The sequence below is a fragment of the Nonomuraea sp. CA-218870 genome, from assembly GCF_050936535.1.
Classification (GTDB): Bacteria; Actinomycetota; Actinomycetes; order Streptosporangiales; family Streptosporangiaceae; genus Nonomuraea; species Nonomuraea corallina.
In genome coordinates this window covers 4,578,558-4,605,363 of sequence record NZ_JBNJMN010000001.1, presented here as the reverse complement: position 1 = coordinate 4,605,363, position 26,806 = coordinate 4,578,558, and the positions used below count along the sequence as shown (strand labels likewise).

At 73.7% G+C, this 26,806-nt stretch carries 24 protein-coding genes; 10 read left to right on the top strand and 14 right to left on the bottom strand.

The window, feature by feature from the left end:
• The first annotated feature begins 22 nt into the window (after positions 1-22).
• Positions 23-2,344: a rhamnogalacturonan lyase gene (locus ACQEUU_RS22280; protein ID WP_433068753.1), complete on the top strand. Its 2,322-nt coding sequence runs from the start codon at positions 23-25 to the stop codon at positions 2,342-2,344.
• Positions 2,345-2,391: 47 nt separating this feature from the next.
• Here the strand turns inward: ACQEUU_RS22280 and ACQEUU_RS22275 are convergent, their stop codons facing one another.
• From ACQEUU_RS22275 to ACQEUU_RS22260, 4 genes are read right to left on the bottom strand one after another with little or no spacing between them, the layout of a single operon-like run.
• Positions 2,392-3,186, bottom strand: a complete 795-nt coding sequence (locus tag ACQEUU_RS22275) for a carboxypeptidase-like regulatory domain-containing protein (RefSeq protein ID WP_433068751.1) — start codon at positions 3,184-3,186, stop codon at positions 2,392-2,394.
• Between the two features lie 56 nt (positions 3,187-3,242).
• Positions 3,243-4,256, bottom strand: a complete 1,014-nt coding sequence (locus ACQEUU_RS22270; protein WP_433068750.1) for an NAD(P)/FAD-dependent oxidoreductase — start codon at positions 4,254-4,256, stop codon at positions 3,243-3,245.
• Positions 4,253-4,780 (bottom strand): isoprenylcysteine carboxyl methyltransferase family protein, encoded by a 528-nt coding sequence (locus ACQEUU_RS22265; protein WP_433068748.1) that lies wholly within the window; start codon positions 4,778-4,780, stop codon positions 4,253-4,255. Before ACQEUU_RS22265 ends, ACQEUU_RS22270 begins: the two co-directional genes overlap by 4 nt.
• Before the next feature lie 4 nt (positions 4,781-4,784).
• Positions 4,785-5,837, bottom strand: a complete 1,053-nt coding sequence (locus tag ACQEUU_RS22260) for a type III polyketide synthase (protein ID WP_433068746.1) — start codon at positions 5,835-5,837, stop codon at positions 4,785-4,787.
• Positions 5,838-6,026: 189 nt separating this feature from the next.
• On the opposite strand from ACQEUU_RS22260, the gene ACQEUU_RS22255 reads away from it, so the two are divergent.
• Entirely contained in the window at positions 6,027-6,926 is a 900-nt protein-coding gene (locus tag ACQEUU_RS22255) for a UbiA family prenyltransferase (RefSeq protein ID WP_433068744.1), read from the top strand.
• A gap of 47 nt (positions 6,927-6,973) precedes the next feature.
• On the opposite strand, the gene ACQEUU_RS22250 is transcribed toward ACQEUU_RS22255, so the two are convergent.
• Genes ACQEUU_RS22250 through ACQEUU_RS22235 form a run of 4 tightly spaced genes read right to left on the bottom strand, consistent with a single transcriptional unit; the run spans position 6,974 to position 11,325 of the window.
• The gene (locus ACQEUU_RS22250) at positions 6,974-8,113 is read right to left on the bottom strand and encodes an NAD(P)/FAD-dependent oxidoreductase (protein WP_433068742.1); all 1,140 of its coding nucleotides are present in this window, start codon (positions 8,111-8,113) and stop codon (positions 6,974-6,976) included.
• 41 nt (positions 8,114-8,154) lie between these two features.
• On the bottom strand, positions 8,155-9,048 hold the full coding sequence (locus ACQEUU_RS22245; protein WP_433068740.1) for a carbohydrate ABC transporter permease: 894 nt from the start codon (positions 9,046-9,048) through the stop codon (positions 8,155-8,157).
• A 1-nt stretch (position 9,049) separates the two neighbouring features.
• Positions 9,050-9,925 (bottom strand): carbohydrate ABC transporter permease, encoded by an 876-nt coding sequence (locus tag ACQEUU_RS22240; protein ID WP_433068738.1) that lies wholly within the window; start codon positions 9,923-9,925, stop codon positions 9,050-9,052.
• 50 nt (positions 9,926-9,975) lie between these two features.
• The gene (locus ACQEUU_RS22235; protein ID WP_433068736.1) at positions 9,976-11,325 is read right to left on the bottom strand and encodes an extracellular solute-binding protein; all 1,350 of its coding nucleotides are present in this window, start codon (positions 11,323-11,325) and stop codon (positions 9,976-9,978) included.
• Positions 11,326-11,610: 285 nt separating this feature from the next.
• Between ACQEUU_RS22235 and ACQEUU_RS22230 the strand changes: the two genes are divergently transcribed.
• The 6 genes from ACQEUU_RS22230 to ACQEUU_RS22205 all read left to right on the top strand — a co-directional run bounded on the left by ACQEUU_RS22230 (position 11,611) and on the right by ACQEUU_RS22205 (position 17,836).
• Positions 11,611-14,040: a glycoside hydrolase family 3 N-terminal domain-containing protein gene (locus ACQEUU_RS22230; RefSeq protein ID WP_433068734.1), complete on the top strand. Its 2,430-nt coding sequence runs from the start codon at positions 11,611-11,613 to the stop codon at positions 14,038-14,040.
• A gap of 2 nt (positions 14,041-14,042) precedes the next feature.
• Positions 14,043-15,053 carry a LacI family DNA-binding transcriptional regulator gene (locus tag ACQEUU_RS22225; RefSeq protein ID WP_433068732.1) on the top strand — a complete coding sequence of 337 codons (1,011 nt, stop codon included), beginning with the start codon at positions 14,043-14,045 and terminating at the stop codon, positions 15,051-15,053.
• A 144-nt stretch (positions 15,054-15,197) separates the two neighbouring features.
• Positions 15,198-15,719, top strand: a complete 522-nt coding sequence (locus ACQEUU_RS22220) for a snapalysin family zinc-dependent metalloprotease (protein WP_433068730.1) — start codon at positions 15,198-15,200, stop codon at positions 15,717-15,719.
• A gap of 55 nt (positions 15,720-15,774) precedes the next feature.
• Positions 15,775-16,941 carry a mannose-6-phosphate isomerase, class I gene (manA, locus tag ACQEUU_RS22215; protein ID WP_433068728.1) on the top strand — a complete coding sequence of 389 codons (1,167 nt, stop codon included), beginning with the start codon at positions 15,775-15,777 and terminating at the stop codon, positions 16,939-16,941.
• Positions 16,942-17,021: 80 nt separating this feature from the next.
• Positions 17,022-17,453, top strand: coding sequence for an Hsp20/alpha crystallin family protein (locus tag ACQEUU_RS22210; RefSeq protein ID WP_433068726.1), 432 nt, complete (start codon positions 17,022-17,024; stop codon positions 17,451-17,453).
• A 59-nt stretch (positions 17,454-17,512) separates the two neighbouring features.
• Positions 17,513-17,836: a MerR family transcriptional regulator gene (locus tag ACQEUU_RS22205; protein WP_433068724.1), complete on the top strand. Its 324-nt coding sequence runs from the start codon at positions 17,513-17,515 to the stop codon at positions 17,834-17,836.
• Between the two features lie 22 nt (positions 17,837-17,858).
• On the opposite strand, the gene ACQEUU_RS22200 is transcribed toward ACQEUU_RS22205, so the two are convergent.
• The 6 genes from ACQEUU_RS22200 to ACQEUU_RS22175 all read right to left on the bottom strand — a co-directional run bounded on the left by ACQEUU_RS22200 (position 17,859) and on the right by ACQEUU_RS22175 (position 23,716).
• Complete coding sequence (locus ACQEUU_RS22200) at positions 17,859-20,012, bottom strand: alpha-galactosidase (RefSeq protein ID WP_433068723.1); 2,154 nt, start codon at positions 20,010-20,012, stop codon at positions 17,859-17,861.
• A gap of 258 nt (positions 20,013-20,270) precedes the next feature.
• Positions 20,271-21,308 carry a PP2C family protein-serine/threonine phosphatase gene (locus ACQEUU_RS22195; protein ID WP_433068721.1) on the bottom strand — a complete coding sequence of 346 codons (1,038 nt, stop codon included), beginning with the start codon at positions 21,306-21,308 and terminating at the stop codon, positions 20,271-20,273.
• A 218-nt stretch (positions 21,309-21,526) separates the two neighbouring features.
• Positions 21,527-21,871, bottom strand: coding sequence for a TraR/DksA family transcriptional regulator (locus ACQEUU_RS22190; protein ID WP_433068720.1), 345 nt, complete (start codon positions 21,869-21,871; stop codon positions 21,527-21,529).
• Between the two features lie 56 nt (positions 21,872-21,927).
• On the bottom strand, positions 21,928-22,866 hold the full coding sequence (locus ACQEUU_RS22185; RefSeq protein ID WP_433068718.1) for a rod shape-determining protein: 939 nt from the start codon (positions 22,864-22,866) through the stop codon (positions 21,928-21,930).
• The gene (locus ACQEUU_RS22180) at positions 22,863-23,276 is read right to left on the bottom strand and encodes a TraR/DksA family transcriptional regulator (protein WP_433068716.1); all 414 of its coding nucleotides are present in this window, start codon (positions 23,274-23,276) and stop codon (positions 22,863-22,865) included. The genes ACQEUU_RS22185 and ACQEUU_RS22180 overlap by 4 nt, the downstream gene beginning before the upstream one ends.
• Positions 23,277-23,356: 80 nt before the next feature.
• Complete coding sequence (locus tag ACQEUU_RS22175) at positions 23,357-23,716, bottom strand: hypothetical protein (RefSeq protein WP_433068714.1); 360 nt, start codon at positions 23,714-23,716, stop codon at positions 23,357-23,359.
• Positions 23,717-24,001: 285 nt separating this feature from the next.
• Here ACQEUU_RS22175 and ACQEUU_RS22170 point away from each other — a divergent pair, with 285 nt between their 5' ends.
• Together ACQEUU_RS22170 and secD are read left to right on the top strand one after the other, a co-directional pair.
• Positions 24,002-24,349, top strand: a complete 348-nt coding sequence (locus ACQEUU_RS22170) for a hypothetical protein (RefSeq protein WP_433068712.1) — start codon at positions 24,002-24,004, stop codon at positions 24,347-24,349.
• A gap of 42 nt (positions 24,350-24,391) precedes the next feature.
• Complete coding sequence (gene secD / locus ACQEUU_RS22165; protein ID WP_433068710.1) at positions 24,392-26,644, top strand: protein translocase subunit SecD; 2,253 nt, start codon at positions 24,392-24,394, stop codon at positions 26,642-26,644.
• Positions 26,645-26,806: the final 162 nt, after the last annotated feature.

The window sequence follows — 26,806 nt, the reverse complement described above, 5'->3', positions numbered from 1 at the left end:
GTTATATCGATTCAATCCGGGCATGTCACCCCCCATGCGCCGCTTACTGGCGGCCGCCTCGGCGGCCCTGCTCTCCCTGACCCTCGCCGCCCCGCCCGCCCAGGCGGGAGGCGGCGGTCACGGCCGCTCCGGCGGCGTCCAGCTCGAACGCCTGGACCGCGGGCTCGTCGCGGTCCCGACCGGCCAGGGGGTGTTCCTGAGCTGGCGGTTGCTCGGCGACGAGGTCACCGGGCACGGCCCAGGAGGCATGACCGGCACCGACTTCCGCGTCCACCGCGACGGCCGGCCGATCGCCACGGTGACCGACAGCACCAACTATCTGGACCGCGCCGGCACCCCCACCTCCTCCTACCGGATCGCCCCGATCGTCAAAGGGCGGGAGGGGAGACGCGGCCCCGCCGTGACGCCCTGGGTTGAATCGTTTCACGATCTTCCGCTCAGAAAGCCCGCCGACGGCGTCACCCCGGCCGGCGAGGCGTACACCTACTCCGCCAACGACCTGAGCGTCGGCGACGTCGACGGGGACGGGCAGTACGAGTACGTCGTCAAGTGGGACCCGTCCAACTCCAAGGACGTCTCCCAGCGGGGCTACACCGGCAACGCCTACCTCGACGCCTACGAGCTCGACGGCACCCCGCTGTGGCGGCTCGACCTGGGCGTCAACATCCGCGCGGGGGCCCACTACACCCAGTTCCTGGTCTACGACTTCGACGGCGACGGCCGTGCCGAGACCATGCTCAAGACGGCCCCTGGCACCAAGATCACCCGCTACGGGCGGGACGGCCGCGTGCTGTCCGAGCGCCACGTCACGATGCCCGCCCGGGACGTCCGGGCCGGGTACTCGCACGCCGACGACTACCGCAAGAGCGCCGCCGGCTACTTCGAGCACCTCGTCGGGATGTTCCGCGGCTGGCACGCGCACCCCGAGGTGGTGGCCGGACGCTGGCCCGCCACGCTGGAGCAGGCGTTCGGGATCGAGCCCCGGCACGACTACCCGCTCTCCCGCGAGGCCGCCACCGATCTGGCGACCTACTTCGTGGACGTGTACGCCCCGGCCCGCAGCGGCAACAACCGGTTGCGGGAGTTCGAGGGCTACATCCTCACCGGCCCCGAATACCTCACGGTGCTCGACGGCGCCACCGGCCGTGAGCTGCAGACCATCCCGTACAAGCCCGGCCGCGGCGACGACGGCCTGCTGTGGGGCGACTACGCGATGGCCAGGATCGAGCCGGGCAACCGCGTCGACCGGTTCCTGTCGGCCGTCGCCTACCTCGACGGCGAGCGCCCGTCGGCGGTCTTCGCCCGCGGCTACTACACCCGCTCCACACTGGTCGCCTACGACTGGAACGGCAGACGGCTGGAAGAGGTCTGGTACGCCGACAGCGGCCACGTGCCGATGGCCAACCCGTTCAACGCCTCCCCGCACGGCGTCGACGGCACCGACCCGGAGTACGCCACCCTCACCACGCAGGGCTTCCACTCCCTGAGCGCCGCCGACGTGGACGGCGACGGCAAGCAGGAGATCGTGTACGGCGCCGCGACCATCGACGACGACGGCGACCTGCTCTACTCCTCCTTCGCCGAAGGCCCGCCCGGCAGCGCCGTGCCCGGCCAGAACGTCCGGCTCGGCCACGGCGACGCCATGCACGTCGCCGACCTCGACCCGGACCGCGACGGCCTGGAGATCTGGACGGTGCACGAGGGCGGCCGGTGGGCCCCGTACGGCTGGGCCATGCGCGCCGCCGCCACCGGCGAGGTGCTGTTCGGCGGCTACAGCGGCGTCGACACCGGCCGCGGCATGACCGGCGACGTCGACCCCGCCGTCCGCGGCCTGGAGGCGTGGTCGTCCATGCCGCCCGACCAGACCGTCGACGCCGGCCTCTGGTCGGCCCGCGGCGACCACCTGGGCAGGAACGTGCCCGGCACCAACATGAGCATCCGCTGGGCGGCCGACATGACGACCCAGGTGGTCAACGGCACCGCCACCACCGTGCTGCAGACGCCGACCGTCGACGACTGGAAGCGCGGCACCCTGCTCACCGCCGACGGCACGCTCACCAACAACTGGACCAAGGGCAACCCCGGCCTGGTCGCCGACGTGCTCGGCGACTGGCGCGAGGAACTCCTGGTGCGCACCGCCGACAGCACCGCCGTACGGATCTACCTGAGCACCGAGGTCACCGACCGCAAGCTGTACACGCTGATGCACGACCCGCAGTACCGCGCCGAGATCGCGCGCCAGCAGACCACCTACAACCAGCCCGCCTACCCGAGCTTCTACCTCGCCTCGGACCTGGACTGGTCGAAGGTGCCGATCCCGCGCATCCGCGCGCCGCGCCGGTAACGGCCCGCCTCCGGCCGCGTGCCCGTCACCACCGGGCGGGCACGCGGCTACAGCTTCAGTTCGAGCTGGATCCAGTAGACGCTGTTGATGTGCTGGGAGAAGTCCGCGACGATCTCCGCCGCGTACGCGTCCGAACCGCGGAGCCGGACCTGGAGCGGGCGTCCCTCGTGGGCCGCCGAGATACGGTAACGGGCGATGGGCACGTCCAGCAGGCCCGACCCGTCCGGGGTGCGGGCCGCCCGCCGGGTGATGACCTCTCCCGGCGAGCCGTCCAGCAGGGGGCTCTGCGGGGTGAGCGTGAGCTCGACCCCTTCGTCCTGGAGGAAGGTCTCGGGGTCGCCCGGGTCGGTGCCGTCCAGATAGAACAGGACCGATCCGCCGTAGTGGCCCAGGCCGTCGGGTTTGGCGCCGGTGAGCTTCCAGGTGAAGTTCCGGATCGCCCCCTCCGGGCCGGCGAACGGGCTGTCGTCCTCGGGCCGCAACTCGACCTCGTACGCGACGCCGTCGCGCTCGACGTTGAACGAGGCCGTCGCGTGGAACGTGGCCGCGACGTCCGTCTCGACCCGGTAGTGGCCGTCGACGTCCGTCGTCACGATGAGGTTGCTGTTGTACAGCAACTGGTTGTCGGCGACCACCTGGGCGCCCGCGACCGGCCTGCCGGCGCTGCTCACGACCCTGCCCTTGAGCACGCCCCGCTCGACGCCCACGCCGCTCTCCTCCCGTTCCGCGACGATCCCGGACGGGCCCACGGCGCGGGTGTCCTCGGCCATCGCGCCCATGGGCGGCATCACGCAGCCGCTCAGGCAGGCCAGCAGCGCGCCCACCGGCGCCAGTCGTCTCATGACGGGCCATCGTAGATCAGCTGACTTGCAACCGGCTTGGATCCCAGCGGAGCCGTTCAGGCCAGCAGGCGGACGACCGACGTGAACACCCCCGGCAGGCCCCGGGCCGCCGGCACCACCAGCCGCGCCGTGCCGGGCCGCCGCGCCACCTGCACCAGCGCGCCCGTCAGCAGCCGGTGGGTGCGCGACAGCCGCCGCCACGCGGGCTCGTACTCCTCGGGCCGGTCCTCGGCCAGGCAGCGCGCCAGGATCTCCGCCGAGCGCACCGCCAGCGACACGCCCTCGCCGGTGAGCGCGTCCACGTACCCGGCCGCGTCGCCCACCAGCAGGACCCGTCCGGCGCGCCGCGCCCGCGCCCGCTGGCGGAACGGCCCGGCGCCGCGCACCGGCGTCACGGCGGGCCCGCGCAGCCGCTCCGCCAGAGCGCCGAACCCCGCCAGGTGCTCGGCGTACGTGCGCCGCACGGAGCTGAGGATCGCCACGCCCACCAGGTCGTCGCCCACCGGCGTGACGTACGCCTCGCCCCGGCCCGACCAGTGCACCTCCACGAAGTCGGTCCACGGCGCCACCCGGTAGTGGCGCCGCAGCCCGTACCGGCGCACGCCGCCCGGGGGCGCGTCGAGGCCGAGTGAGCGGCGCAGCGGAGAGTGCAGCCCGTCGGCGGCCACGAGCCAGCGCGCCCGCAGCCCGGCGGCCTCGACCCCGTCGCGGTCCTGGACGGCGCGGGAGATCCGGCCGGTGAGGGTCTTCACGCCGAGGGCGGCGGCCCGCCGGGCGAGCGCGTCGTGCAGGGCGACGCGCCGCGCGCCCAGCCCCGCGGCCCGGCCGAACGTGGCGCGCGCCGCGTGCCGCTCGTCGAGGTAGTGGATGCCGCGCAGCGGCCGCCCCGGGACGGTCACGCCCATCGCGGCCAGCGCCGCCACGCCGCCCGGCATGATGCCCTCGCCGCACGCCTTGTCGACCGGGCCGGGGCGCGGCTCGACGACCACCGCCCGCATGCCGAGCAGCGCCGCGTGGATGGCCGTCGCCAGACCGGCGGGACCGCCGCCGGCGACCAGCACGTCGATCACGTGGCGGGCCGCCCGGCCAGGGCCAGGGCCGCGTTCTCGCTGCGCAGGCGCACCGTCAGCAGCGCCGCGTTCAGCACGGTGAACACCAGCGCCGTCACCCACGCCGTGTGCACCAGCGGCAGCGCGAACCCCTCCACGACCACCGCCACGTAGTTCGGGTGGCGCAGCCAGGTCAGCCGGTACGGGCCGCGCGTCACCAGCGGCAGCCCCGGCACCACGATCACCTTGGTGTTCCAGCGCGGCCCGAGCGCGGTGATGCACCACCAGCGCAGGCCCTGCGCGGCCAGTACGAGGGCGAGCATCGGCCAGCCGAGCTCGGGCAGGAACGGCCGCCCGGCCAGCCACACCTCCAGCGGCGCCCCGGCCAGCAGCGCGGTGTGCAGCAGCACCATCCAGGGGTAGTGGCCGCGGCCGCTCTCCACGCCGCCGCGCGCCATGCTCCAGGCGGCGTTGCGCTTGGAGACGACCAGTTCGGCCAGCCGCTCCAGGCCGACCAGGACGATGAGGACCAAATACCAGATCATGGGATCACCAGCGCAGGAGGACGAGTTCGGAACAGAAACCGGGGCCCATGGCGATGAGCATCCCCCAGGTGCCGGGCTCCGGCCGCCGTGTGGCGAGCGTCTCGCCCAGCACGTGCAGCACCGACGCCGACGACAGGTTGCCGTGGGCCGCCAGCGAGCGCCAGGTGACGTCGAGCGCGCCGGCCGGCAGGCCGAGCGTCTCCGACACGGCCTCCAGCACCTTCGGGCCGCCGGGATGGCACACCCAGGCGGACACCTCGCCGGCGCTCACCCCGTGGTCGGACAGGAAGGCGTGCACGTCGTCGGCCAGGTAGCGGCGCACCACCTCGGGGACGCCCGCGTCCAGCACCACCCGCAGGCCGTCGCCCCCCACCTGCCAGCCCATGACATGCTCGGAGCCCGGGTACAGATGGCTGCGGCTGGCCACCACCGTCGGGCCGCTCACCGGCCGGCCGGCCCCGCAGGCGACGACGGCCGCGGCGCCGTCCCCGAACAGCGCGCTGGCGACCAGCCCGGCGGGCGAGCCGTCGCCGCGCTGCACGGTGAGCGAGCACAGCTCCACCGACAGCAGCACCGCCACGTGGTCGGGCCAGCCGCGCAGGTAGTCGTGCAGCCTGGCCACGCCTGCCGCGCCGGCCACGCAGCCCAGGCCGAACACCGGCAACCTTTTGACGTCGGGCCGCAGCCCGAGCGCGCCCGCCAGCCGGGCGTCGATCGACGGCACGGCGATGCCGGTGACCGAGGTGAACATGATCATGTCGACGTCCGCCGGGGCCAGGCCGGCGCCGTCCAGGGCGGCGCGGACGCTCTCCAGCCCGAGCTCGACCGCCGCCGTCACGTACGCGTCGTTGGCGGCGCCGAAACCGTCCAGCTTCTCGTACTCCTCGATCGGCAGGGCCAGGTTGCGGTGGTCGACGCGGGCGCTGCGGTGCAGCCGGTCGAGCAGCCGGCGGTCGGCGTTCTCGGGAAGGCAGACGCGGGCCGCCATGTCGGTCAGCTCGGCCTGGGGGTATCGATGCGAGGGAAACGCGCAGCGAACTGCGGCGATATGGGTCATGGAGGGCTCCCCTGGGCGGGCGGCCGAAAACTCTCGTCGATGGCACGGTTCCCCTCAGGTTGATCGGCTAAGCCAGGAGAGGTCGCCTTCCCCGACGATCGGCTGGTCAACCCGGTGCAATTCGCCCGCCGAGATTCGCGGAACCGCTCCCCGTGAGGCGTCGCCGGGAGCGCGAGTAGCATCGGGGCTGTGACGGAGGGCGGGCGCCGGATGATCGCCGGGCTGGCGCGGGGCTGCCACCCCGGCCCGACCGTGGCGGTCACGGCTCTGGTCACCGCGCTGGCGGCGGCCGCCGGGCGCGGCGCGGGCGGGTGCCTGCTCGTGGGCCTCGCGGTGCTGGCGGGCCAGCTGTCGATCGGCTGGTGCAACGACGCGGCCGACGCCGGGCGCGACGCGGCCGCGGGGCGCTCGGACAAGCCGGCGGTGGACGGCACCATCACGCCGCGCGCCCTCTGGGTCGCCGCGGCGGTGGCGCTGGCCTGCTGCGTGCCGCTCTCGTTCGCCTCGGGTCCGCTCGCCGGGGCCGCGCATCTCACCGGGGTGCTCGCGGCGTGGGCGTACGACCTGGGAGTGAAGGCGACCGCGCTGTCGTGGGCGCCGTACGCGGTGGGGTTCGGGGTGCTGCCCGCCTTCGTGACGCTGGGGCTGCCGGGGGAGCCGTGGCCCGCCTGGTGGGCGACCGCGGCGGCCGCCCTGCTGGGGGTGGGCGCTCACCTGGCCAACGTGCTGCCTGACCTGGCGGACGACCTGGCGACCGGCGTGCGCGGCTGGCCGCAGCGGCTCGGCGCGGCCCGTCTGCGCGCGCTGCTGCCGCTCCCGCTCCTCGCCGCCACCTGCCTGCTCGCCTTCGGCCCCGCCCTCACGGCCCCGCCCGGCCCGGCCGCCATGAACCCGGCCGTCCCGGCCGTCCCCGGCCTCGCCGGTACGAGCCCGACGGCCTGGATCGCGCTGGCCACGGCCGCCGCGCTCACCTCGGCCGGGCTCGTGGCGGCGCGCCGGCACCCGCGCGCGCCGTTCCTGGCCGCCATCGCCGTGGCGGGCGTCGACGTCGCGCTCCTGCTGGCCGAAGGCGCCTCCCTCACGCCCTGACGGCGGCCCGCCCCCGGCCCGCCCCCGGCCCGCGGCACCGCACGCCCTCACCGGCGTCGCAGGCCCTCGCGCAGCCAGCGCGCGGCCACCGCGTACGCGAGCGGGACCGGCACCGTCCCCGCCCCCAGCCCCACCTCCACCAGCAGGTCGAAGACCTCCTTGCGGTGGGCGGCGGTGGCGATGGCGGCGTCGATGAACCCCGGTGACTGCGCCAGCCGGGCCAGCACGTCGGTCGTGCGGAGGTGCCGCCCGAGCGCCCGGCGCAGGGCGTCCCGGTAGGCGGGCAGGGGAGCGCCGGGCGCGACGGCGGCGGCCTCGCCCGCCAGCCGCCCCGACAGCAGCGCGTAGTAGATCCCCTCGCCGGTCAGCGGGTTGATCAGCCCCGCCGCGTCCCCCGCCAGCAGCACCGGCCCGGCGCCGGGCACCGGCCGGCCCGTGGACAGCGGCAGGTGGTGGGCGCGCAGGTCGCGGGCGGGGCGGTCGGGCAGCAGCTCCGCCAGCCTGCCGTGCAGCACCTGCCGCCCCGGCAGCCCGGTCGCGCGCAGCCGCGGCAGCAACATCCCGAACCCGACGTTCGCGGTGCCGTCGCCGATCGGGAACGACCACGCGTAGGCGGGCCAGCCGGCCCGCTGCATGGCGATGAGCTGCACGTCGTCGTCCTCCGGCACGTCCGCGTACCCGCGCACGGCGATGGCGGTGTGCCGCTCGGGTGAGGCCGGCAGCCCGATCAGCCGCCGCACCGCGGAGTTGGCTCCGTCGGCCGCGATGACGACCCGAGCCCGGATGCGGCCGTCGACCACGGCCACCGGCCCCGCCCCCGTCACTTCCCTGACCCGGTGCAGGCGCACCTCGGCGCCCGCCGCCCGGGCCGCCTCCACCAGCCGGGCGTCGAACACCAGGCGCGGCACCACGTGGTTGGGCCGCGCGGCGGTCGCCGACACCCGCATCCCGCCGGGGGAGACCACGGTGAGGCGGGGCGTGGGCCGGTAGTCGTCGATCAGCCCCGGCACGCCCAGCCGCGCCAGCTCGTCACGCCCGTGGGCCGCGATGCCGTCGCCGCACGCCTTGTCGCGGGGGAAGCCCGCCTTGTCCAGCACCAGCACCCGGATGCCTGGCCGCCGCCGCAGGGCGCCGAGCGCCGCCGCACAGCCGGCGGGCCCGGCGCCCACGACCACGAGATCCCACATGCCCTCCATGAGAGGACTTGTGCCCCGGTCAGGGACTCAGGTCACTTGCCGAAGCCGGCCGTCAGGCCGCTCAGCAACTGGCGGCGGCCCACCACGTACAGGATCAGGATCGGCAGCGTGGTCAGCATCACCGAGGCGAGCACCGCGGGCACGTTCACGCTGTACTCCCCCTGGAACGACCAGAGCGCCAGCGGCAGCGTCCGCTTGTCCGGGCTCTGCGTCAGGATCACCGGCAGCAGGAACCCGTTCCAGATCTGCAGCGCGTTGTAGATCGACACCGTCACCACGGCCGGCCGGGTCAGCGGGAAGGCCAGGCGCCAGAGCGTGGTCTGCTCGCTCGCCCCGTCGAGCCGCATGGACTCGAACAGCTCCTTCGGCACGTCCCGGATGAAGTTGGCCAGGACCAGCACCGACAGGGGGATCGCGAACGCGATCGAGGGCAGGATGAGCGCCAGCAGGCTGTCGTACAGCTTGAGCCTGATGATGATCAGGTAGATCGGGATGACCGTCGCCTGGAGCGGGATGGCGAGGCCCATGAGGAACAACCAGTTCACGGACTTGAGGAACCGGTTCTCGCTGGCCCGCACGATCGCGTACGCGGCCATGAAGGAGAACAGCACCGCCGGGACCACCGAGCCGATGGCGACGATCAGGCTGTTGACGAAGTACAGCGGGAAGTCGGACTCGATGACCAGCCGGTAGTTGTCGAGGGTCGGCTCGACCGGCGGCGCCATCGGGTTCGACAGGTAGTAGGTGCTCTGCGACTTGAAGCTGGTGATGACCACCCAGTAGATCGGCACGATCACGATCGCGAGCCAGATCCACGAGATCGTGCCGCCGAGCCAGTTCTTGCTCTCGCGCGGGGTGGTCCTGCGGCGGCGCCCGGAGTGACCCGTCGCGGTCCTTCCGGGCTTGTCGGTCAGCGTCGTGGCCATGTCAGGCCCCCTCAAGCTGGCTGGCGCTGGCGTCACGGCCGCCGAGCCTGCGCAGGAACAGCGCGAGGGCCAGGCCGACGAGGACGAGGATGACGGCGATGGCGCTGGCCGGGCCCATGAGGTTGGCCTGGTAGCCCCGCTTGTACATGTCGAGCGCGAGCACGCGGGTGGCGTCGCCCGGTCCGCCCGCCGTCAGCACGAAGATCAGGTCGAACAGCGTGAGCGAGCCGACCACCATCAGGGTGGAGGACGTGATGATCGTGTACTTGAGCTGGGGCAGGGTGATGCTGAAGAACTTCCGCACCCGGCCCGCGCCGTCCAGCTCCGCGGCCTCGTACATGGAGCGCGGGATCTGCCGCACCCCGCCCTGGTAGAGCAGCGAGTGGAACGGGATGAACTGCCACGACACGATGAAGATCACGACCCCCACGGCGAGCGTGCCGTCGCCGAGCCAGTCCTGCGTGAGGAAGTCCAGGCCGAGGCCGGCGCCGAGACCGAAGTTCGGGTCGAGCAGCGCCTTGTACGTGATCGCGATGGCGGCCGAGCTGAGCAGCAGCGGGATGAAGTAGAGCACCGCGAGCAGGGTGCGGTAACGCTGCCGGCCGGCCAGGAAGACCCCGATGAGGATGCTGGCCGGCGTCTGGACCAGCCACGACAGGGCCATGATCAGGAACGTCACCCACAGGGCGTGCGGCAGCCCGGGATCGCTCAGTACCGCGCTCCAGCTCGACAGCCCGCTGAAGGTGATGTTCTGGCTGAGCCCGTCCCACGTGGTGAAGCTCAGCGCCAGCACCCCGAGCAGGGGGATCACGCCGAAGGCGACGAAGACGAGCAGGGCGGGGACCGCCAGCCACGCGAGGGCGCCGCTGCCGCGCACACGCGTGGCGGCAGACGGCCTCCCTCTGGGTGGAACGGTGACCATCGTGCTCACTTGCCGATGACCGCGTTCATGTTGGTGGCGAACTCCTGCGGCCCGATCGACAGCTGGAACAGCTTGGCGATGTTGTCGAGCAGCACCTCGGCGGCGGTCGGGCTGAGCGCCTGGTCCCAGGACTGCTGGAAGACCTTGGCGTTGTTGGCGATGCCGACGACGAAGTTGAGGAACTCGGCGTCCTCGGAGTTGGTGAAGAACTTCTCCGAGCCCTTGATCACGGGAACCGCGCCGGTGCTCACCCACTCCTCGGCCGACTTGTCGCTGATGAGCTCGGTGGAGAAGAACTTCTTGGCGATCTCCTTCTGCTCGGGCGTCGCCTTGGCGGAGATCGACATGTACTGGCCGGGGTTGCCGACGGTGTTGCCGGGGTCGCCCTTGCCGCCGTCGATGGGCGGGAAGTTCATGAAGCCGAGGTTACCGCCGGAGACGAAGTCGCCGCCGTCCTGCTTCATGCCGCCGTAGGTCCAGCCGCCGTGGAGCATCATCGCGGCCTTGCCGGTGTAGAGCAGCGCCTGGTCGGCGTTGGAGTCGGCGGTGATCGAGGAGAAGCCCTTGATGAACCCGTCCGCCTTGATCAGGTCCTGCATCTTGGTCAGGGCGTCGATGGCGACGGGGTTGGACCAGGCGTCCTTCTCCGCGTCGAACACGGCCTGGAACACCTCGGGGCCGCCCATGCGGTCGAAGAGGAACTCCAGCCACATCATGTTGGTCCAGCGCGACTGCCCGCCCAGCGAGAACGGCGCGATGCCCTTGGCGTTGAACTTGGGCACCAGGTCCATGATGTCGCCCCACGACTGGGGCGGCTCGGCGCCGATCTTGTCGAAGGCCCGCTTGTCGTAGTAGAGGACGATCGGCTGCATCGTCTCGCACGGCATCGCGTAGACCTTGCCGTCGACCGTCGCGGCGCCGAAGGACGAGGGGAACAGCTTGTCCTTGACGGCCGCGTTCTCGTCGAACCACGAGGTGAGGTCCTCGACCTGGCCCGCCTGCACGTAGCTGCGCAGGCCGCCGCCACCCCAGCCCCAGATGATGGTGGGGGCCTCGCCGGCGCCGATCGCGGTCTTGATCTTCGTCTTGAACGCGTCGTTCTGGAAGGTGGTGAACTCGAGCTGGCCGTTGGGGTTGGCCTGGTTGAACCGCTCGGCGGTGCGCCTGCGCACGCCTTCCTGCGGCTCGGTCGACAAGAACCAGTAGCTGGCCTTGGCGCCGCCGCCGCCACCGCTGCTGCTGCCGCCTCCGGGGGTGCCGGGGCCGGAGGTGCCGCAGGCGGCGAGCGCGGCCCCCAGGGGCAGGCCCATCGACATGGTGAGGAAGGTGCGGCGAGACGTTGTCCTGGACTCCACGCTGATCTCCGTACTCGAACGCCGGGGGGATGGGGCCGCGGCTCCAACAGTGTCGAAACATTTTCGAAACGACCGCGTGGCACGCCAATCTAGATTTCGGCCGCAGGGGTGTCAACCTCTCTCAGCACGAAATCGCCTCTCGGCAAGAGCGACACCTGTGAGATACGCTCGCACGGGCGCCACGCTGGGTGATCTGGAGTCGAGAGCGCTCCCACGACACCCGGGCGCGCGACCTCCGAAATGTTTCGAAACTTTGCGGCAAGAGCCGCCTCTAAGGAGACCTCAATGACGGCTCTAGATCGGACGGCGGCGGGCGAGGCCCTCCGCGCCTGGCGGGATCCCGCGCTTCCAGCGGCGGAGCGGGTGGAAGCCCTGCTTGCGGAGATGACCGTGGAAGAGAAGGTGGCCCAGCTCGGCAGCCGCTGGGAGGGCAACACCATGGGCGAGCCCGTGCACGCCCCCGACCCTGACCGCGGTGGGGGCGACGAGGCGGGCACCGCCAACGTGGCCCCGCTGCAGGACGCGTTCGCCGCGGCCAACACCTCGCCTTTCCGTGAGGCGGTCCGGCTCGGCATCGGCCACCTGACGAGGGTGCACGGCAGCCGCCCGGTGACGCCCGCCGAGGGCGCCTCCGAGGTCGTCCGGTTGCAGCGGGAGGTGGTCGAGCAGTCCAGGCTCGGCATCCCGGCGCTGGTCCACGAGGAGTGCCTGACCGGTTTCACCACCTACGGGGCGACCGTCTACCCCGCCGCCATCGCCTGGGCCGCCACGTTCGACCCCGAGCTGGTGGCGCGGATGGGCGCCGCGATCGCGCGTGACATGCGCGCCGTCGGCGTCCACCAGGGCCTCGCGCCGGTGCTGGACGTGGTGCGCGACTACCGGTGGGGCCGGGTCGAGGAGACGATGGGCGAGGACCCGTACCTCGTCTCGATGATCGGCTCGGCGTACGTGCGCGGCCTGGAGGGCGAGGGCGTCATCGCCACGCTCAAGCACTTCGCCGGCTACTCCGCCTCGCGGGCGGCCCGCAACCACGGGCCGGTGCCCATGGGCCGGCGCGAGCTGATGGACATGATCCTGCCGCCGTTCGAGACCGCCATCGCGCTGGGCGGCGCCCGGTCGGTGATGAACTCCTACTCCGACGTCGACGGCGTCCCCGTGGCCACCGACCCGTGGCTGCTCACCGAGGTGCTCCGCGACGACTGGGGCTTCACCGGCACCGTCGTCTCCGACTACTGGTCGATCCCGTTCCTGGCCACCATGCACCTCGTGGCCGCCGACGCCGGCGAGGCCGGCGTGCAGGCGCTCACCGCCGGCCTCGACGTCGAGCTGCCCGACACGCTCGGCTTCGGCCAGCACCTGGCCGAGCGGGTGCGCCGCGGCGAACTGCCCGAGGAGCTGATCGACCGGGCGGTCCGCCGCCTGCTCACCCAGAAGGCGGAGCTCGGGCTGCTCGACGCCGACTGGACGCCCGAATCGTCGGTGGCCGGCGCCGCCGCCGTCGAGCTGGACTCGCAGGCCAATCGGGAGCTGGCCCGCGAACTGGCCGAGCGGTCCGTCGTCCTGCTCGACGCCGGCAGCGCGCTGCCCATGCTGGGCGAGGGCCGCACCGCCCCGCGCCGGATCGCCGTGGTCGGGCCGTGCGCCGACGACCCGCGCACGTTCATGGGCTGCTACGCCTTCCCCAACCACGTGCTGCCCCGCTACCCCGGCCTCGGGCTCGGCGTCGAGGCGCCGAGCGTGCTCGCCGCGCTCCGCGCCGAGCTGCCCGACGCCGAGATCTCCTACGAACGCGGCTGCGACGTGCGCGAGGACGACCGCTCCGGGTTCGCCGCCGCGGCCGCCGCCGCCCGCGAGGCCGACCTGTGCGTGGTCGTCGTCGGCGACCTGGCCGGCATGTTCGGCCAGGGCACCTCCGGCGAGGGCTGCGACGCCGACGACCTGCGCCTGCCCGGCGTCCAGGAGGACCTGGTCACCGAGCTGGCCGCCACCGGCACGCCGGTCGTCGTGGTCGTGGTCTCCGGCCGCCCGTACGCGCTCGGCGAGATCCACCCCAGGGCCGCCGGGCTCGTCCAGGCGTTCATGCCGGGCGAGCAGGGCGGCGGCGCCGTCGCCGGCGTCCTGTCCGGCCGCGTCCAGCCCGGCGGCAGGCTGCCGGTGCAGATCCCGCGCACGCCCGGCGGCCAGCCGCACACCTACCTCCAGCCGCCGCTCGGCGCCGACAGCGACGGCATCAGCAACCTCGACCCGACCCCGCTCTTCCCCTTCGGGTACGGGACCTCGTACACCTCCTTCGAGCTCGGCGAGTTCCGGATCAGCGACACCGAGGTGCCCACCGACGGCGAGTTCACCGTCTCGGTCCGGGTCCGCAACACCGGCCCGCGCGCCGGCGACGAGGTCGTCCAGCTCTACCTGCACGACGTGCTCGCCCAGGTCACCCGGCCGGTGCGGCAGCTCGCCGGGTTCGCCAGGGTCCGGCTGGAGCCGGGCGAGGCCGCCGACGTGCGCTTCCTGGTGCACGCCGACCGCACCGCCTTCACCGGCCGCGACCTGGAGCGGATCGTCGAGCCCGGCGACCTCGAGGTGCTCGTCGGCACCTCCGCCCGGGACCTGCCGTGCGCCGGCGCCGTCCGGCTCACCGGGCCGGTGCGGGCCGTCGGCCACGACCGGCGGTTGTTCACACCGGTGGACGTGCACCCGGCGGCGGAGCGGCAGTAGCCGTGCCGGCCAAGCGCGCCACGCTGGCCACCATCGCGGCCGCCGCCGGCGTGTCGGTCGCGACCGTCTCGAAGGTGCTCAACGGCCGCAGCGACGTCGCCCCGGCGACCCGCTCCCTCGTGCTGTCGGCGCTGCGGCAGCACGACTACGTGCCCCCGCCGCCCCGCCGCGCCGAGGCGGCGGGCACCGTCGAGCTGCAGTTCGACGCCGACCTGAACGCGTACTCCAATGAGATCATCCAGGGTGCGGTGCGGGCCGGCGGCGAGCTCGGCGTGTCGGTCGTGATCAGCATCCGCAGGGGCTGCGAACGCACCAGCAAGTGGGCCAGGGATCTGGTGGCGACCGGCCGGCGCGCGCTGGTCGCCGTCACCAGCGAGCTGACCGCCGACCAGCTCGCCGCGCTGGCCGAGGCCGGCCTGCCCCTGGTGGTGATCGACCCGCTCAACCTGCCGCGCACCCGCGTGACCAGCGTGGGGTCGACCAACTTCGCGGGCGGGCTGGCCGCCACCCAGCACCTGCTCTCCCTCGGCCACCGGCGCATCGCCTACCTGGGCGGTCCCGCCACGGCGGCGTGCAACCAGGCGCGGCTGCACGGATACCGCGCCGCCATGGAGGCCGAGGGCGCGGTGGTGCGCCAGGAGTACATCCAGCACCGCAGGTTCCGCTACGGCGACGGCGTGGCGGCGGGGGAGTGCTTCCTGGGGCTGCCGGAGCCGCCGACCGCCGTCTTCGCCGGCTGCGACGAGACCGCGTTCGGCGTGATGGAGGCCGCGCGGGCGCGGGGGCTGCGCGTCCCGGAGGACCTCAGCGTGGTGGGGTTCGACGACACGCAGATCGCCCGGATGGCCTCGCCGCCGCTGACCACCGTCCGCCAGCCGCTGCGGGAGATGGGCGGCGTCGCCCTGCGGCGGGCGCTGCGGCTGGCCGCCGGTGAGCGCATCGACTCGCACCACATCGAGCTCGCCACCGAACTCGTGGTGCGCGGCTCGACCGCCCCGGTCGCCGGCCCCTGACGAAAACGGAGGTGCTGTTGACGGAGGGGCCGCTGACGGAAGGCCGGCGCACCATACCTCTGTAATAGGGGCAAAGTGCCTTATTTCCGGACAAGGGCTGCCGCGCCTACCGTGGCAGCACCCCCCATCGTCCGAGGAGACACGATGCCCCGACCCCTCCGTCTCGCGCTCTCTCTAGTCCTCACCCTGGCCTTCCTGCTGGCCACCGCACCGGCGCAGGCCACCGCCCTGGTCAGGGTCCTGCGGTACGACGCCAGCCGGGCCGCGGAGTTCCGCGGCGCGGTCGACCAGGCCGCGCAGATCTGGAACGCCAGCGTCGTGAACGTCCGGCTGGTCGCGGGCACGCCCGCCGACTTCGTCGTCGTCGCCGACGACGGCTGGCCCCGCGCCATGCCCACCAGCCTCGGCCGGGGCCGGATCTGGATGGGCCGGCAGGCGGTGGACCAGGGCTACCACCCGGTCCGCATCGCCGCTCACGAGATCGGCCACATCCTCGGCCTGCCCGACCGGCGCACCGGCCGCTGCACCGACCTCATGTCCGGCTCCAGCGCCCCGGTGAGCTGCACCAACGCCTACCCGAGCGCGGCCGAGCGGGCCGAGGTGGACGGCAACTTCGCGGGCAGCGCCCCGCTGGCGGAGTTCGGCAGGCTGTACGTGGACAGCTGACGATCATCCCTAGACTGGTGGCGTCTCGACGGTCCGACCCCGAGGAGCAGACGACGTGACGCCACCGATGCGGCTTGCGCCGGTGATCCAGCCCTACGCGTGGGGGTCGCCGACCGCCTTCCCCGAGTTGTTCGGGACCCCCGCGACCGGTGAACCGCAGGCGGAGATGTGGATGGGCGCCCACCCGTCGGCGCCGTCCACGGCCGGCGGCGTCCCGCTCACCGAGCTGATCGCCCGCGACCCGGAGGGCATGACCGGGGCGTCCGGTCCCGGCCTGCCCTACCTGCTCAAGGTGCTGGCGGTGGCTGGCCCGCTCTCGCTGCAGGTGCACCCGTCGGCGGAGCGGGCGCGGGCCGGCTTCGCCCGCGAGGAGGCCGCCGGGGTGCCGGCCGACGACCCGGCGCGCACCTACCACGACCCGTTCCCCAAGCCGGAGATGGTCTGCGCGCTCACGCCCTTCCACGGGCTGTGCGGCTTCCGCGCGCCGGACGAGGCCGCCGGCCTGCTGGAAAGCCTGGGCGTGACCGAGACGGCCGGCTGGGTGGAGACCCTGCGCGCCGGCCCGGCCGCCGAGGCGCTGCGCGAGGTGTTCCAGGACATGCTCGGCGACGCCGCGAAGACGGCCCGGCAGGCGGTCGAGCGGGCCCTGGCCGGCCGCGCCGGCCGCGCCGGCCGCGCCGGCGCGGCCGGCGCGGGTGGCGAGCTCGCGGTGTACGCGGACCTGGCGCGGGCCTGCCCGGACGATCCGGGCGTGACCGCCGCGCTCCTGCTCAACCACGTGCGGCTCGGCCCCGGCGAGGCGGTGTTCCTGGGCGCGGGGGTGCCGCACGCCTATCTGGGCGGCGTCGCGGTCGAGATCATGGGCAACTCCGACAACGTCCTGCGCTGCGGCCTGACCACCAAGCACCGCGACGTGCCGGAGCTGATGCGGGTCGTCGACTTCACGCCGTCGCCGCCGCACCATGTCCTGCCCGCCGGTGCCGGCGGGTGGCACGGCTACCACCCGCCGGTCGCCCAGTTCGCCCTGGTCCGCCACGAACTGGGCGAGGGGGCCGCGCACACCGTTCCGGGCGGGGTGCCGCAGATCCTGCTCTGCGCGAGCGGCCGCGTGGCCGCGGGCGGGCTCGCCCTGGGTCCCGGCGAGTCGGCGTTCGTGCCCGCGAGCGTCCCGGAGCTGCGGCTCGCGGGGGCGGCGACCGTCTTTCGCGCCCTGCCCGGCTGACCTCTTGCCTTCTCGCCAGGCCGGAGTTAACCTGTAAATGCAGTTGGAGGTTAGCCAATACCCAGCGAGGAGGTTCAGACATGCTCCTGACGACCGTCGACCCGTTCCTGCAGGAGTTCGACCGGCAGTTCGACCGGCTCACCCGTCAGGCCTTCACCGCCGGCGGGACCGTCATGCCGATGGACGGCGTACGCCGCGACGACGACGTGGTGCTCCGCTTCGACCTGCCGGGCGTCGACCCCGGCTCCATCGAGGTCACCGTCGACCGGGGTGTGCTCACCGTCAGCGCCCGCCGCGAGGAGGAGACCGGCGAGAACGAGCGCCACTTCGTCCGCGAGCGCCCCATGGGCACGTTCACCCGGCGGATCTATCTGTCGGAGCACCTCGACAGCGACAGGATCGACGCCGCCTACGCGGACGGCATCCTGACCGTGCGGATCCCCGTCCTGGAGCGCGCCAAGCCGCGCAAGATCGAGATCCAGCGCGCCGACGTCAAGGCGATCAGGTCTTGACGCCGAGTGCGGGGGCGGTCAGCCGCCCCCGCACCGCCCCGCCACGGAAGGAGGCCGCGATGCCCGAGCTGCCGATCGACGACGAGCAGGCCCCGCTCTACACGCTCGGGCAGGTGGCCGACATGCTGCGGGTCCAGCAGGCGTTCCTGCGCCGCCTGGACCAGCACGACGTCATCAGCCCCCAGCGCTCCCCGGGCGGCCAGCGGCGCTACTCCCGCCGCGACATCCTCGTCGTGCGGCACGTCACCCGGATGGCCGACGAGGGGATGACGCTGGTGGCCATCCGGCGCATCCTGGAGCTGGAGGACGAGCTCAAACGGCTCAAGGAGGAGCTGCGGGAGGCGCGCGGGCGTCTGGAGGAGCCGAACGGCCCCGCCGCCTGACGGGCGGCGGGGCCGCGCCGTCTCAGACCGCGGCCAGGTGCGCCAGCACCGCGTCTTCCGGCCACAGCGCCGGGACCCCGATGCCCGAGACGGCCAGCGCCCGGCCGGTGAGCACGTGGTCGCCGGTCAGCCAGGCCGGCTCGCCCTCCCGCGGACGCGAGCGCGCCGGCGTCAGCGGGCGTACGCGGTAGGAGACGTCCGGATCGAGCCCCGGCAGCCGCAGCAGGCCCGGCGGCCAGGTGACCGGCCGCTCCAGCAGGGCGATGGCGAAGATCGCCTCGGAGCGGTCACCCGCCACCACGCCGTGCGCCTGGAACCCCTCGGGCGCGTCGTCCACGCGCACCGCCGTCCCGCCGTGCAGCAGCGCCCGATGCCGCTTGTGCAGCGCGATCCAGCCGGCCACCTCCACCAGCTCCGCCTCATCCAGCGCGGTGAGATCCCACTCCAGCCCGAAATGGCCGAAGAACGCCGTCACCGCGCGGAACGGCAGCGCGTGCACCCGGCCCGTCGTGTGCGAACGCGGCGCGCCCACATGGCTGCCGACCAGCTCGGGCGGTAGCAGCTGCGCGGTCCAGCGCATGATCTGCTGCCGTTCCAGCGGGTCGATGCAGTCGCTGGCCCACACCCGGTCGGTGTGCTCCAGGATGCCCAGATCGACCCGGCCGCCGCCGGACGAGCAGGACTCGATCTCCAGCCCCGGCCGCGCCGCCCGGATCTCGGCCAGCAGCCGGTAGAGGGCGTGCGTCTGCTCGTGCACCGCGGCCCTGCCGGTCGCCGCCCAGCCCGCGTCGACCAGGTCGCGGTTGTGGTCCCACTTGACGTAGTCGATGGCGTACTCGCCGATCAGGGTCAGCAGCCGTTCCCTGACGTAGGCGTACGCGTCCGGATGCGCGATGTTCAGCACCTGCTGATGGCGGGCGGCCGGCGGCAGCCGGTCACCGGCGCCCATGATCCAGTCGGGGTGCGCCCGGGCCAGGTCGGAGTCCGGGCTGACCATCTCCGGCTCGAACCAGAGCCCGAACTGCATGCCGTGACCGCGTACCCGTTCCACCAGCGGCCCGAGCCCGTCCGGCCACACCTGCGGGTCGACGTACCAGTCGCCGAGCCCCGCCCGGTCGTGGCGGCGACCCGGGAACCAGCCGTCGTCCAGCACGAACCGCTCCACCCCGGCCCTGGCCGCCCGGTCGGCCAGCTCCAGCAGCCGATCCAGGTCGTGGTCGAAGTACACGGCCTCCCACGTGTTGAGCACCACCGGCCGCGGCGTCCGCGGGTGGGACGGGCGGGCCCGCAGGAACCCGTGGAAGCGGTGCGCGGCCTCGTCCAGCCCGCGCCCGTACGCGGCGTACACCCACGGCCCCCGGTAGGAGTCGCCGGTGGCGAGCGTGACCTCGCCCGGCAGCAGCAGCTCACCGCCGCCCAGGTGGGTGCGGCCGGTGTGGACCCGCTCGGCGTAGGCGCGATGGTTGCCGCTGAAGGCGACGTGCACGCCCCACACCTCGCCGCGCCCGAACCCGGCGTCCGGCGTGGCGGCGAACAGCACGGTCGCGGCGTCGGCGCCGGTGCGGCCGTGGCGCCCCTCGCGCACGTGCGCGCCGACGGTGATCGGCCGCCGCTGCGGGACGCGCTCCTTCGACCAGCGCCCGGCCTGGTCCAGCAGCTCGGTCGCGACGCCGGGCACCGGCAGCGCCAGGTGCAGCGCCTCCAGCGTGTACGGGACGTCGTGGTCGTTGCGCAGCCCGGCGCGGGCGCGCAGCAGCCCCGACGGGTGCAGCTCGACCGTCAGCGACAGCGTGAGCCGCGCCCGCGGGTCGGCCGCCTCCGCGGTGAGCGCCCGCACCCCGCCGTCCTCCCGGAGCCCGTACGTGACGGCCGTGAAGGCGGGCGACCAGTCGCGCCCGGCGTGGTGCCCGCTCAGCCCGGGCAGCCCGGTCCAGCCGGTGCGCGCCTCCGGCACCAGACCGGTGCGTACCGGGACGTCGGCGGTCAGGTCGCGCCGGGGACGCAGCGAGGCGGCCAGCGCGGCCAGCGCCCGGTCGTCGAGCGGGCCCAGGTCGGGCCCCCAGTGCAGGATCGCGGGCAGCGCGTCGGAGGGGCATTCGATCACCACGGAGACCCCGCGGGAGCGGAAGTGGTGGACGGCGGGCTCCATCATCGCCTCCCGGAGAGGCCGTCGCACCCGGGCGGCGGGAAGGTCGCGGGCGGGAGGGCCGTCAAGGCTGGAACGTGCCCTGACCTGTCAGGTCCGCGCATCAGAGAACTCCGTTCGTCGCGCATCAGAGGTACGGCGCCGCCTTCATGATCGCCTGACTAGCGGGCCGCGCCCACCCCTCGCGGGCGGGGTGTGCGTGACGTGCCGCGGCCCCGTTCCGGGCGCTGAGGAGCGTGACCCGCGCCGGGGCCGACGCTCCCGGACGCTGACCGTGACGCGCCGGGATCAGGAGTAGCGGCGCAGCAGCAGCATGGCCGCGTCGTCCGGCAGCGGGCCGCCGACGTGCTCGATCAGGTCGGCCCGCAGCGCGTCGAGAGCCTCCTGCGGGTCGTCGGCCCGCAGCAGGTCGGTCCGGTCCGCCAGCGGGTAGAAGGCACCGCCGGGGTCGCGCGCCTCGATCACCCCGTCGGTGAACAGCAGGATCTGGTCGCCCTCGCCGAACGCCACCCGGTGCGGCTTGGGCCGGCCCTCCGCCAGCGCCGCCAGCCCCAGCGGCAGGCTCTCCTCCGGCGGCTCGACCGGGAAGAGCTTGCCGTCGGCGCGGATGAGCAGCGGCGCGGGATGCCCGAAGTTGAGCAGGGAGATCTCGTCCTCGTGCACCTGGGCCAGGATCGCCGTCACGAACGTCTCCCCGCTCAGATGGCGGCCCAGGCTGGCCTCCAGCCGCTCGCCCACCTCGTTCAGCTCGCTCATGTCGTACGCGGCCTCGCGGAAGGCGCCCAGCACCCACGCGGCCGTCTCCACCGCGGTCAGGCCCTTGCCCTGCACGTCGCCGATCAGCAACCGCACCCCGTGAGGCGTGGTGACCACCTCGTACAGGTCACCGCCGATCTGCGCCTCCGCCGCCGCCGACGTGTAGGACAGCGCGATCCGCAGGTCGGCGGTCCGGCGCGGCACCGGCCGCAGCAGCACCCGCTGGGCGGCCTCGGCCACCAGGCGCACGTCGGCCAGCTCCCGCTCGCGGCGCAGCCGCAACCTGCTCACGATCATGCTGGCCGCGGTGACGCCGGCGACCGTGGCCAGGGTGATGTTGTGCTGACGGGTCAGCAGCACGCCCTGGTACTGCGCCAGCGGCACGCACAGCGCCAGCGCGGCCACGCCCACGAACGCGGTCCTGCGGACGCTGCCGTAGACCGAGGCGAACGTCGGGCCGAGCGTGAGCAGCGGCAGGAAGCCGAGGTCGGGACCGGCCAGCAGGTCGGTCACCGAGACCGCCAGCAGGACGGCGAACGGCAGGGCGCGCAGCACGACCTGCGACCTCACCGGAGACCTCCGTCCGGTGGCCGCGCAGTGTCGACTCGCGCTCCCAGCACTTTCCTCCCCGACCGTGCATGATCTTCCCGGCCATGGAAGCATCAACGGTGCGACGAGACAAGCTTGACCGGACACCGGCGATTACCTGGCCACTTGGTTCCCATCGTAAGGCTTCCCGGCCGCGCGCCCCGGCAAGGGCGCGCGGCGAACGCTTCCCGGGCCTGGGTTCAGCGGGCCTCGTGACGCTGGCGGCAGGGGACGCAGTGCCGGGTCAGCGGCCTGATCTTCAGCCGCTCGAACGGGACGGCGGTGCCGCAGTCCACGCAACTGCCGTAGCTGCCGTCCGCCAGCCGCTCCAGGCTGTCGCGGATCTCGCCGATGGCCCGCTCGGTGGCGGCCAGGTCGGCCAGGACGCTCTGCTTGGAGCCGTCGTCCGCGCCGTCGCCCCCCTCCACCAGGGCCCGGAGCTCGTCCAGCCTCGACGAGCGCCACATGAGCTGGCTCCGCAGGTTCTCGGTGATGGTCTGGGTCTGGATCTCGCTGAGCCTGACGTGCTCGTCGTGCTGGGTCATGGATACGTCCTTGGAAGAAAGAAGAGAACTGCGTACGAGAGGGAGAGACGGCGTGGTCAGGCCGTCGGCGGGGCGGCCAGCGCCGCCATCGGCGGCAGGCACAGCCGCGCCAGCCCGCGCACGGTGGCGTGCGCCGGGTCGGTGGCGAGGCTCACCGTCAGGCCGAGCCGCGAACACAGGCGTCCGGCCAGCCCGGCGTGCGCGGCGCCGCCGCCGGTGAGCGTCAGCCCGCGCTCACGCGCGGCGGGCCGCGACCGGGCCGGCAGCCGTCGCAGGAGCTCGGCCGCCAGGTCGGTGATCCGGTCCTGAACGTGCCCCGGCAGCACACCGTGGCCGCCGTCGGGCAGTTGCACCGCGACGGCGTCGGTGATCGCGGCGTCGCTGATGACCACCGCCTCGACGATGCCCGCGCCGACGTCCACCAGGAGCCGCGGGCGGGGGTCGGTGACGTCCAGGCCGCTGCCGAGCGCCGCGGCCAGCGGCTCCTCCACCGCGGTCACCGGACAGCCGGCGGCCCGCGCCACGATCCCGGTGACCGTGGCCCGCTCGGCGGGCGACGCGCTCACGGGAACACCCACCACCACCAGACGGAACACACCCCCGCCACCGCCGGACATCACGCCACCCGGCAGTGCGCAGTCGGACATCGCGCAGTCGGACATCGCGCCGTCGGACATCGCGCCGTCGGACATCGCGCCGTCGGACATCGCGCCGTCGGACATCGCGCCGGCAGGTAGTGCGCCGGCAGGCAGTGCGCCGGGCCCGTGGTCGGGGAGCACGTCTCCCGGCGCGCCGCCGAGCACCCGGCTCACCAGCCGGGAGCAGGCGGCGGCGTCGGCGACCAGACCGTGCCTGATCGGCCGGGGGCAGCCGGGAACGGCCGAAGGCTCGTCGACGATCGTCCGACGCCCCGGCCCGGCCAGGCGGATCCGGGCGGTGCCGAGATCGACCGCGGCCCTGCCGTCCAGCCAGGGCACGCGGCCGTTCGCGGTCACGGCCCGTTCCCCGCCTCGATCCCCCGCCCTTGTCCCGGCGGGACGGCCGCCTCGGGCCGGCCTCCGCCGGAGGCTCGTACCAGGGCGGTGCGCGGCGCCGGGATCTCCCCGGCCTGCCCGCACTCGGGGCAGAGCTGCTCGTGGGGGACGCGGCGCAGCACCCCGTACGGGATGAAGGCGCCGCAGCGCAGGCAGGTGCCGTACAGGCCGCGATCCATCCGCGCCAGCGCCGACTCGACGGCGGCGCTCTGCCGTGAGGCGAGCGCGGTCAGCGTCGCGGAGCCCGCGGCCACGGCGGCCGCCAGGTCGGCGCGGGCGGCGGCGCGCCGCTCCTCCAGCAGGCCGCGCAGCTCCTCGAGCCGCGTCAGGTGCTGGTCGTAGTCCTGCATGAGTGTCTGCAACGAAGCCATGAGGTGTCGCTCCTTGCCTGAGAGATCCGGCCGTGAGCCGGGGAGGCCCCGCGCCGCGACGGCGCGAGGGAGGAGGATCTCTAGGCGAGCGGCGGGCTGCGCGAGCCGGCCGCGCGATGGCCCGGCTGCTGAGGGCCGAGGATGGCGGCCGAACCCGCCTCGGGCCAGGCCCGGGCGGACCTGGCGGGCGCCGCCTCGACGTGCTGGCGCGCCGGCCACAGGCGGGGCAGGTGCTCGGCCCTGACCTGCTCGTGCGGGAGCGTGGACACCGTGGTCACCTCGGACCCGGGCGTCATCACGCCGACCGTCTGGGAGCGCTGGTGCACGGGACCGGCGCCGGCCCAGCGAGGCGTGGATGCGATCATGACCAGGGCGAACAGCAGCAGGCCCACCACCGCGAAGAACGGGGTGGAGCCACGCGTGATGCTCCGGGTCGCCATGAGGCCGACCATAGCTCACTTTCCTGGCGGAAGCACCGGCCCGAGCCTCCTGATCAGGGGTGGCCCCGCCAAGTTCTGGGCGGGGGGCGGGAACGAGCCGTGAAAGGACGGCTCGTGACGGTTCGCGGGCAGGCTACGGTGAGAGAGGATCACACCATCACCTCGGCGACGCCGCCAAGCCGCCGCCGGGCCATCGCCGACACCGCCGCGACCTCGTCGCGGCGCGGGATCGCGACACCAAGAGATCGCGACAGCAGGAGGTCGCGACACCAGGGAGGAGGAGCCGTGCGCGCCAAGGTGCCCGCCGCGCTGCTCCTCGTGCTGTCGTGGTTCCTGCCCGCCACCGGGCACGCGCAACTCCTCCACGCCGTCACCGCGCACGCGGCGGCCGAGCAGACCCATCAGGGCGGTCACCACCCGGGCGCGCGCAAGTCGCCGCTCCCGCCGTCGACCGCCCAGGCCCTGACGTTCTCCCACGAGACGACCGGCGGCACGGCCCTGCTCCCGCCCGGCGTGCCGCGCCCGGCGCTGCCCCCGGCCGGCGCCGTCCGCGCGCCGGGCGGCGCGGGCTTCGCCGCCGCCGGGCACGAGACCACCCCCGCTCGCGCGCCACCGTCCTCCACGGCGCTCTGAGAAGACCTGATCCGTCTCTTTCCCCAGCCGTGGAGGCTTTCCATGTCACGTGCGCCGCTCTGGCGTGCTCTGGCGGCGTTCGCCGTCATCGCGACCTCTTTGGTCCTCGCGTTCACCATGACTCCGCGCCTCGGACTCGACCTGCGCGGCGGTACCCAGCTCGTGTTCGAGACGCGTGACTCGCCGACGGTCAAGGCCGACTCCGAGGCGACCGACCGCGCCCTGGACGTGCTCCGCCGGCGGGCGGACGCGCTCGGGGTCGTCGACCCCACCCTGGTCCGGTCCGGCGAGCGGCGCATCATCGTCGAGCTGCCCGGCGTGCTCGACCCCCAGCAGGCCGCCGACACCATCGGCAAGACCGCCCAGCTGTCCTTCCACGCCGTGAAGGGCGTGGCCGAGGAGGGCAGCGAGGACGCCAAGGACGCGGTGCGCGACGAGAGCGGGCAGCTCCTCAAGCTCGGCCCGTCCGCCATCAGCGGCGACGGCGTGCGCGACGCCGGCGAGCGCAGCGACCCCCAGCAGGGGCCGGGCTGGTGGGTGAGCGTGGAGTTCCGCGACGCCGGCGCCTGGCAGAAGCTCACCGGCGAGGTCGCCTGCTTCCCGGCGGGCGATCCGCAGCGGCGGCTCGCGATCGTGCTCGACAACGAGATCATCTCCTCGCCGCAGCTCGACCCGTCCATCGCGTGCCGGGCCGGCATCCCCGGCGGCGGCACCGACATCACCGGTGACTTCACCCTCGAAGAGGCCCGCGAGCTGGCCGTGCTGATCAAGGGCGGCGCGCTGCCCGTGCCGCTGGAGATGGTCGAGCAGCGCACCGTCGGCCCCACCCTGGGCTCCGACGCCATCGAGGCCAGCGCCAAGGCGGCCGTGGTCGGCCTGATCCTCACCACGCTGTTCATCGTCGTCATCTACCGGCTGGTCGGCCTGCTCGCCGCGCTCGCGCTGGCCTGCTACGGGCTGATCTCGTACGCGGCGCTGGTGGCGATGGGGGCCACGCTGACCTTGCCCGGCCTGGCCGGCTTCGTGCTGGCCATCGGCATGGCGGTGGACGCCAACGTGCTCGTCTTCGAACGCGCCAGGGAGGAGTACGCCGGAGCGCCCAAACGGGGCCTGCGCCAGGCGCTGGACCGGGGCTTCAAGAACGCCTGGAGCGCCATCGCCGACTCCAACATCACCACTCTGATCGCCGCCGGTCTGCTGTTCTGGCTGGCGTCCGGGCCGGTCAAGGGCTTCGGCGTGACGCTCGGCATCGGCGTGCTGGCCTCGCTCGTGTCGGCCATGCTCATCACCCGCGTGCTGACCTCGCTGGTCATCGACCGGGTGAGCCCGCGCGTGTCCGGCCTCGGCTCCGTCGGCCGGGTCCGGACCTGGCTGACCCGGCGCGACCCGCAGGTCATGGCCCGCAGGAAGCTCTGGCTGGTCCTGGCCGGCGCGCTGACCGTGGTCGCGCTGGCCGGACTGTTCGCCCGCGGGCTGAACTTCGGCGTCGAGTTCACCGGCGGCCGGCTGGTCGAGTTCGCCACGTCCCGCCCGGTCGCGGCCGAGACGGCCCGGCAGGCCGTCTCGTCGGCGGGCTTCCCCACCGCGGTGGTGCAGGCGTCCGGAGAGGACGTCTCCGTACGGGCGAGCGGCCTGGAGATCGCCGACGTCAACCGGATCCAGCAGGCGCTGGCCGAGGTGGGCGGCGACGTCACCAAGAGCCGCGACGAGTTCATCGGGCCCAGCCTCGGCGAGGAACTGCGCCGCAACGCGCTGATCGCGCTCGGCGTGGCCATCGCGGCCCAGCTCGCCTACCTGGCGTTCCGGTTCCGCTGGACGTTCGGCACGGCCGCGGTCTCCGCGCTGGTCGTGGACGTGTCGGTGGTGATCGGGCTGTTCGCCTGGCTGGGCAAGCCGATCGACGGCGTGTTCCTGGCCGCGATGCTCACCGTCGTCGGCTACTCGGTCAACGACAAGGTGGTGGTGTTCGACCGGGTCAGGGAGCTGTGGGCCATCCATCGCAAGGATCCCCTGGCCAAGTCGGTGAACGGGGCGATCCTGCAGACGATGCCACGGACCATCAACACCGGTCTGGGCGCGCTGTTCATCCTGATGGCGCTGGCGGTGTTCGGCGGCGACACGCTGCGCGACTTCGCCATCGCCCTGGTGACCGGCATCCTCGTGGGAACGCTGTCGTCGTCGTTCGTCGCCGGGCCGCTGGCCATCACGCTCGACCGGTTCGACAGGCAGCCGCCGCCCGAGCCGCCGCAGCCCCGGGTCAGGCGGGCCCGGGAGGGCACGGGCGCCGTCCTGTGACGGGATAGCGCCTCCCGGGAGGCGCCGCCGCGACCCCCGGCCGGGTCGGCCCTGCTCAGCGGGCATGACCTGGCCGGGGGTCGCGTTTGCCGATGTTTGGCGCCGCCTTGGACCGGCCGGACGTGGTGACCGCGAATAATGGCCAGCAACCACGAAAGGCGA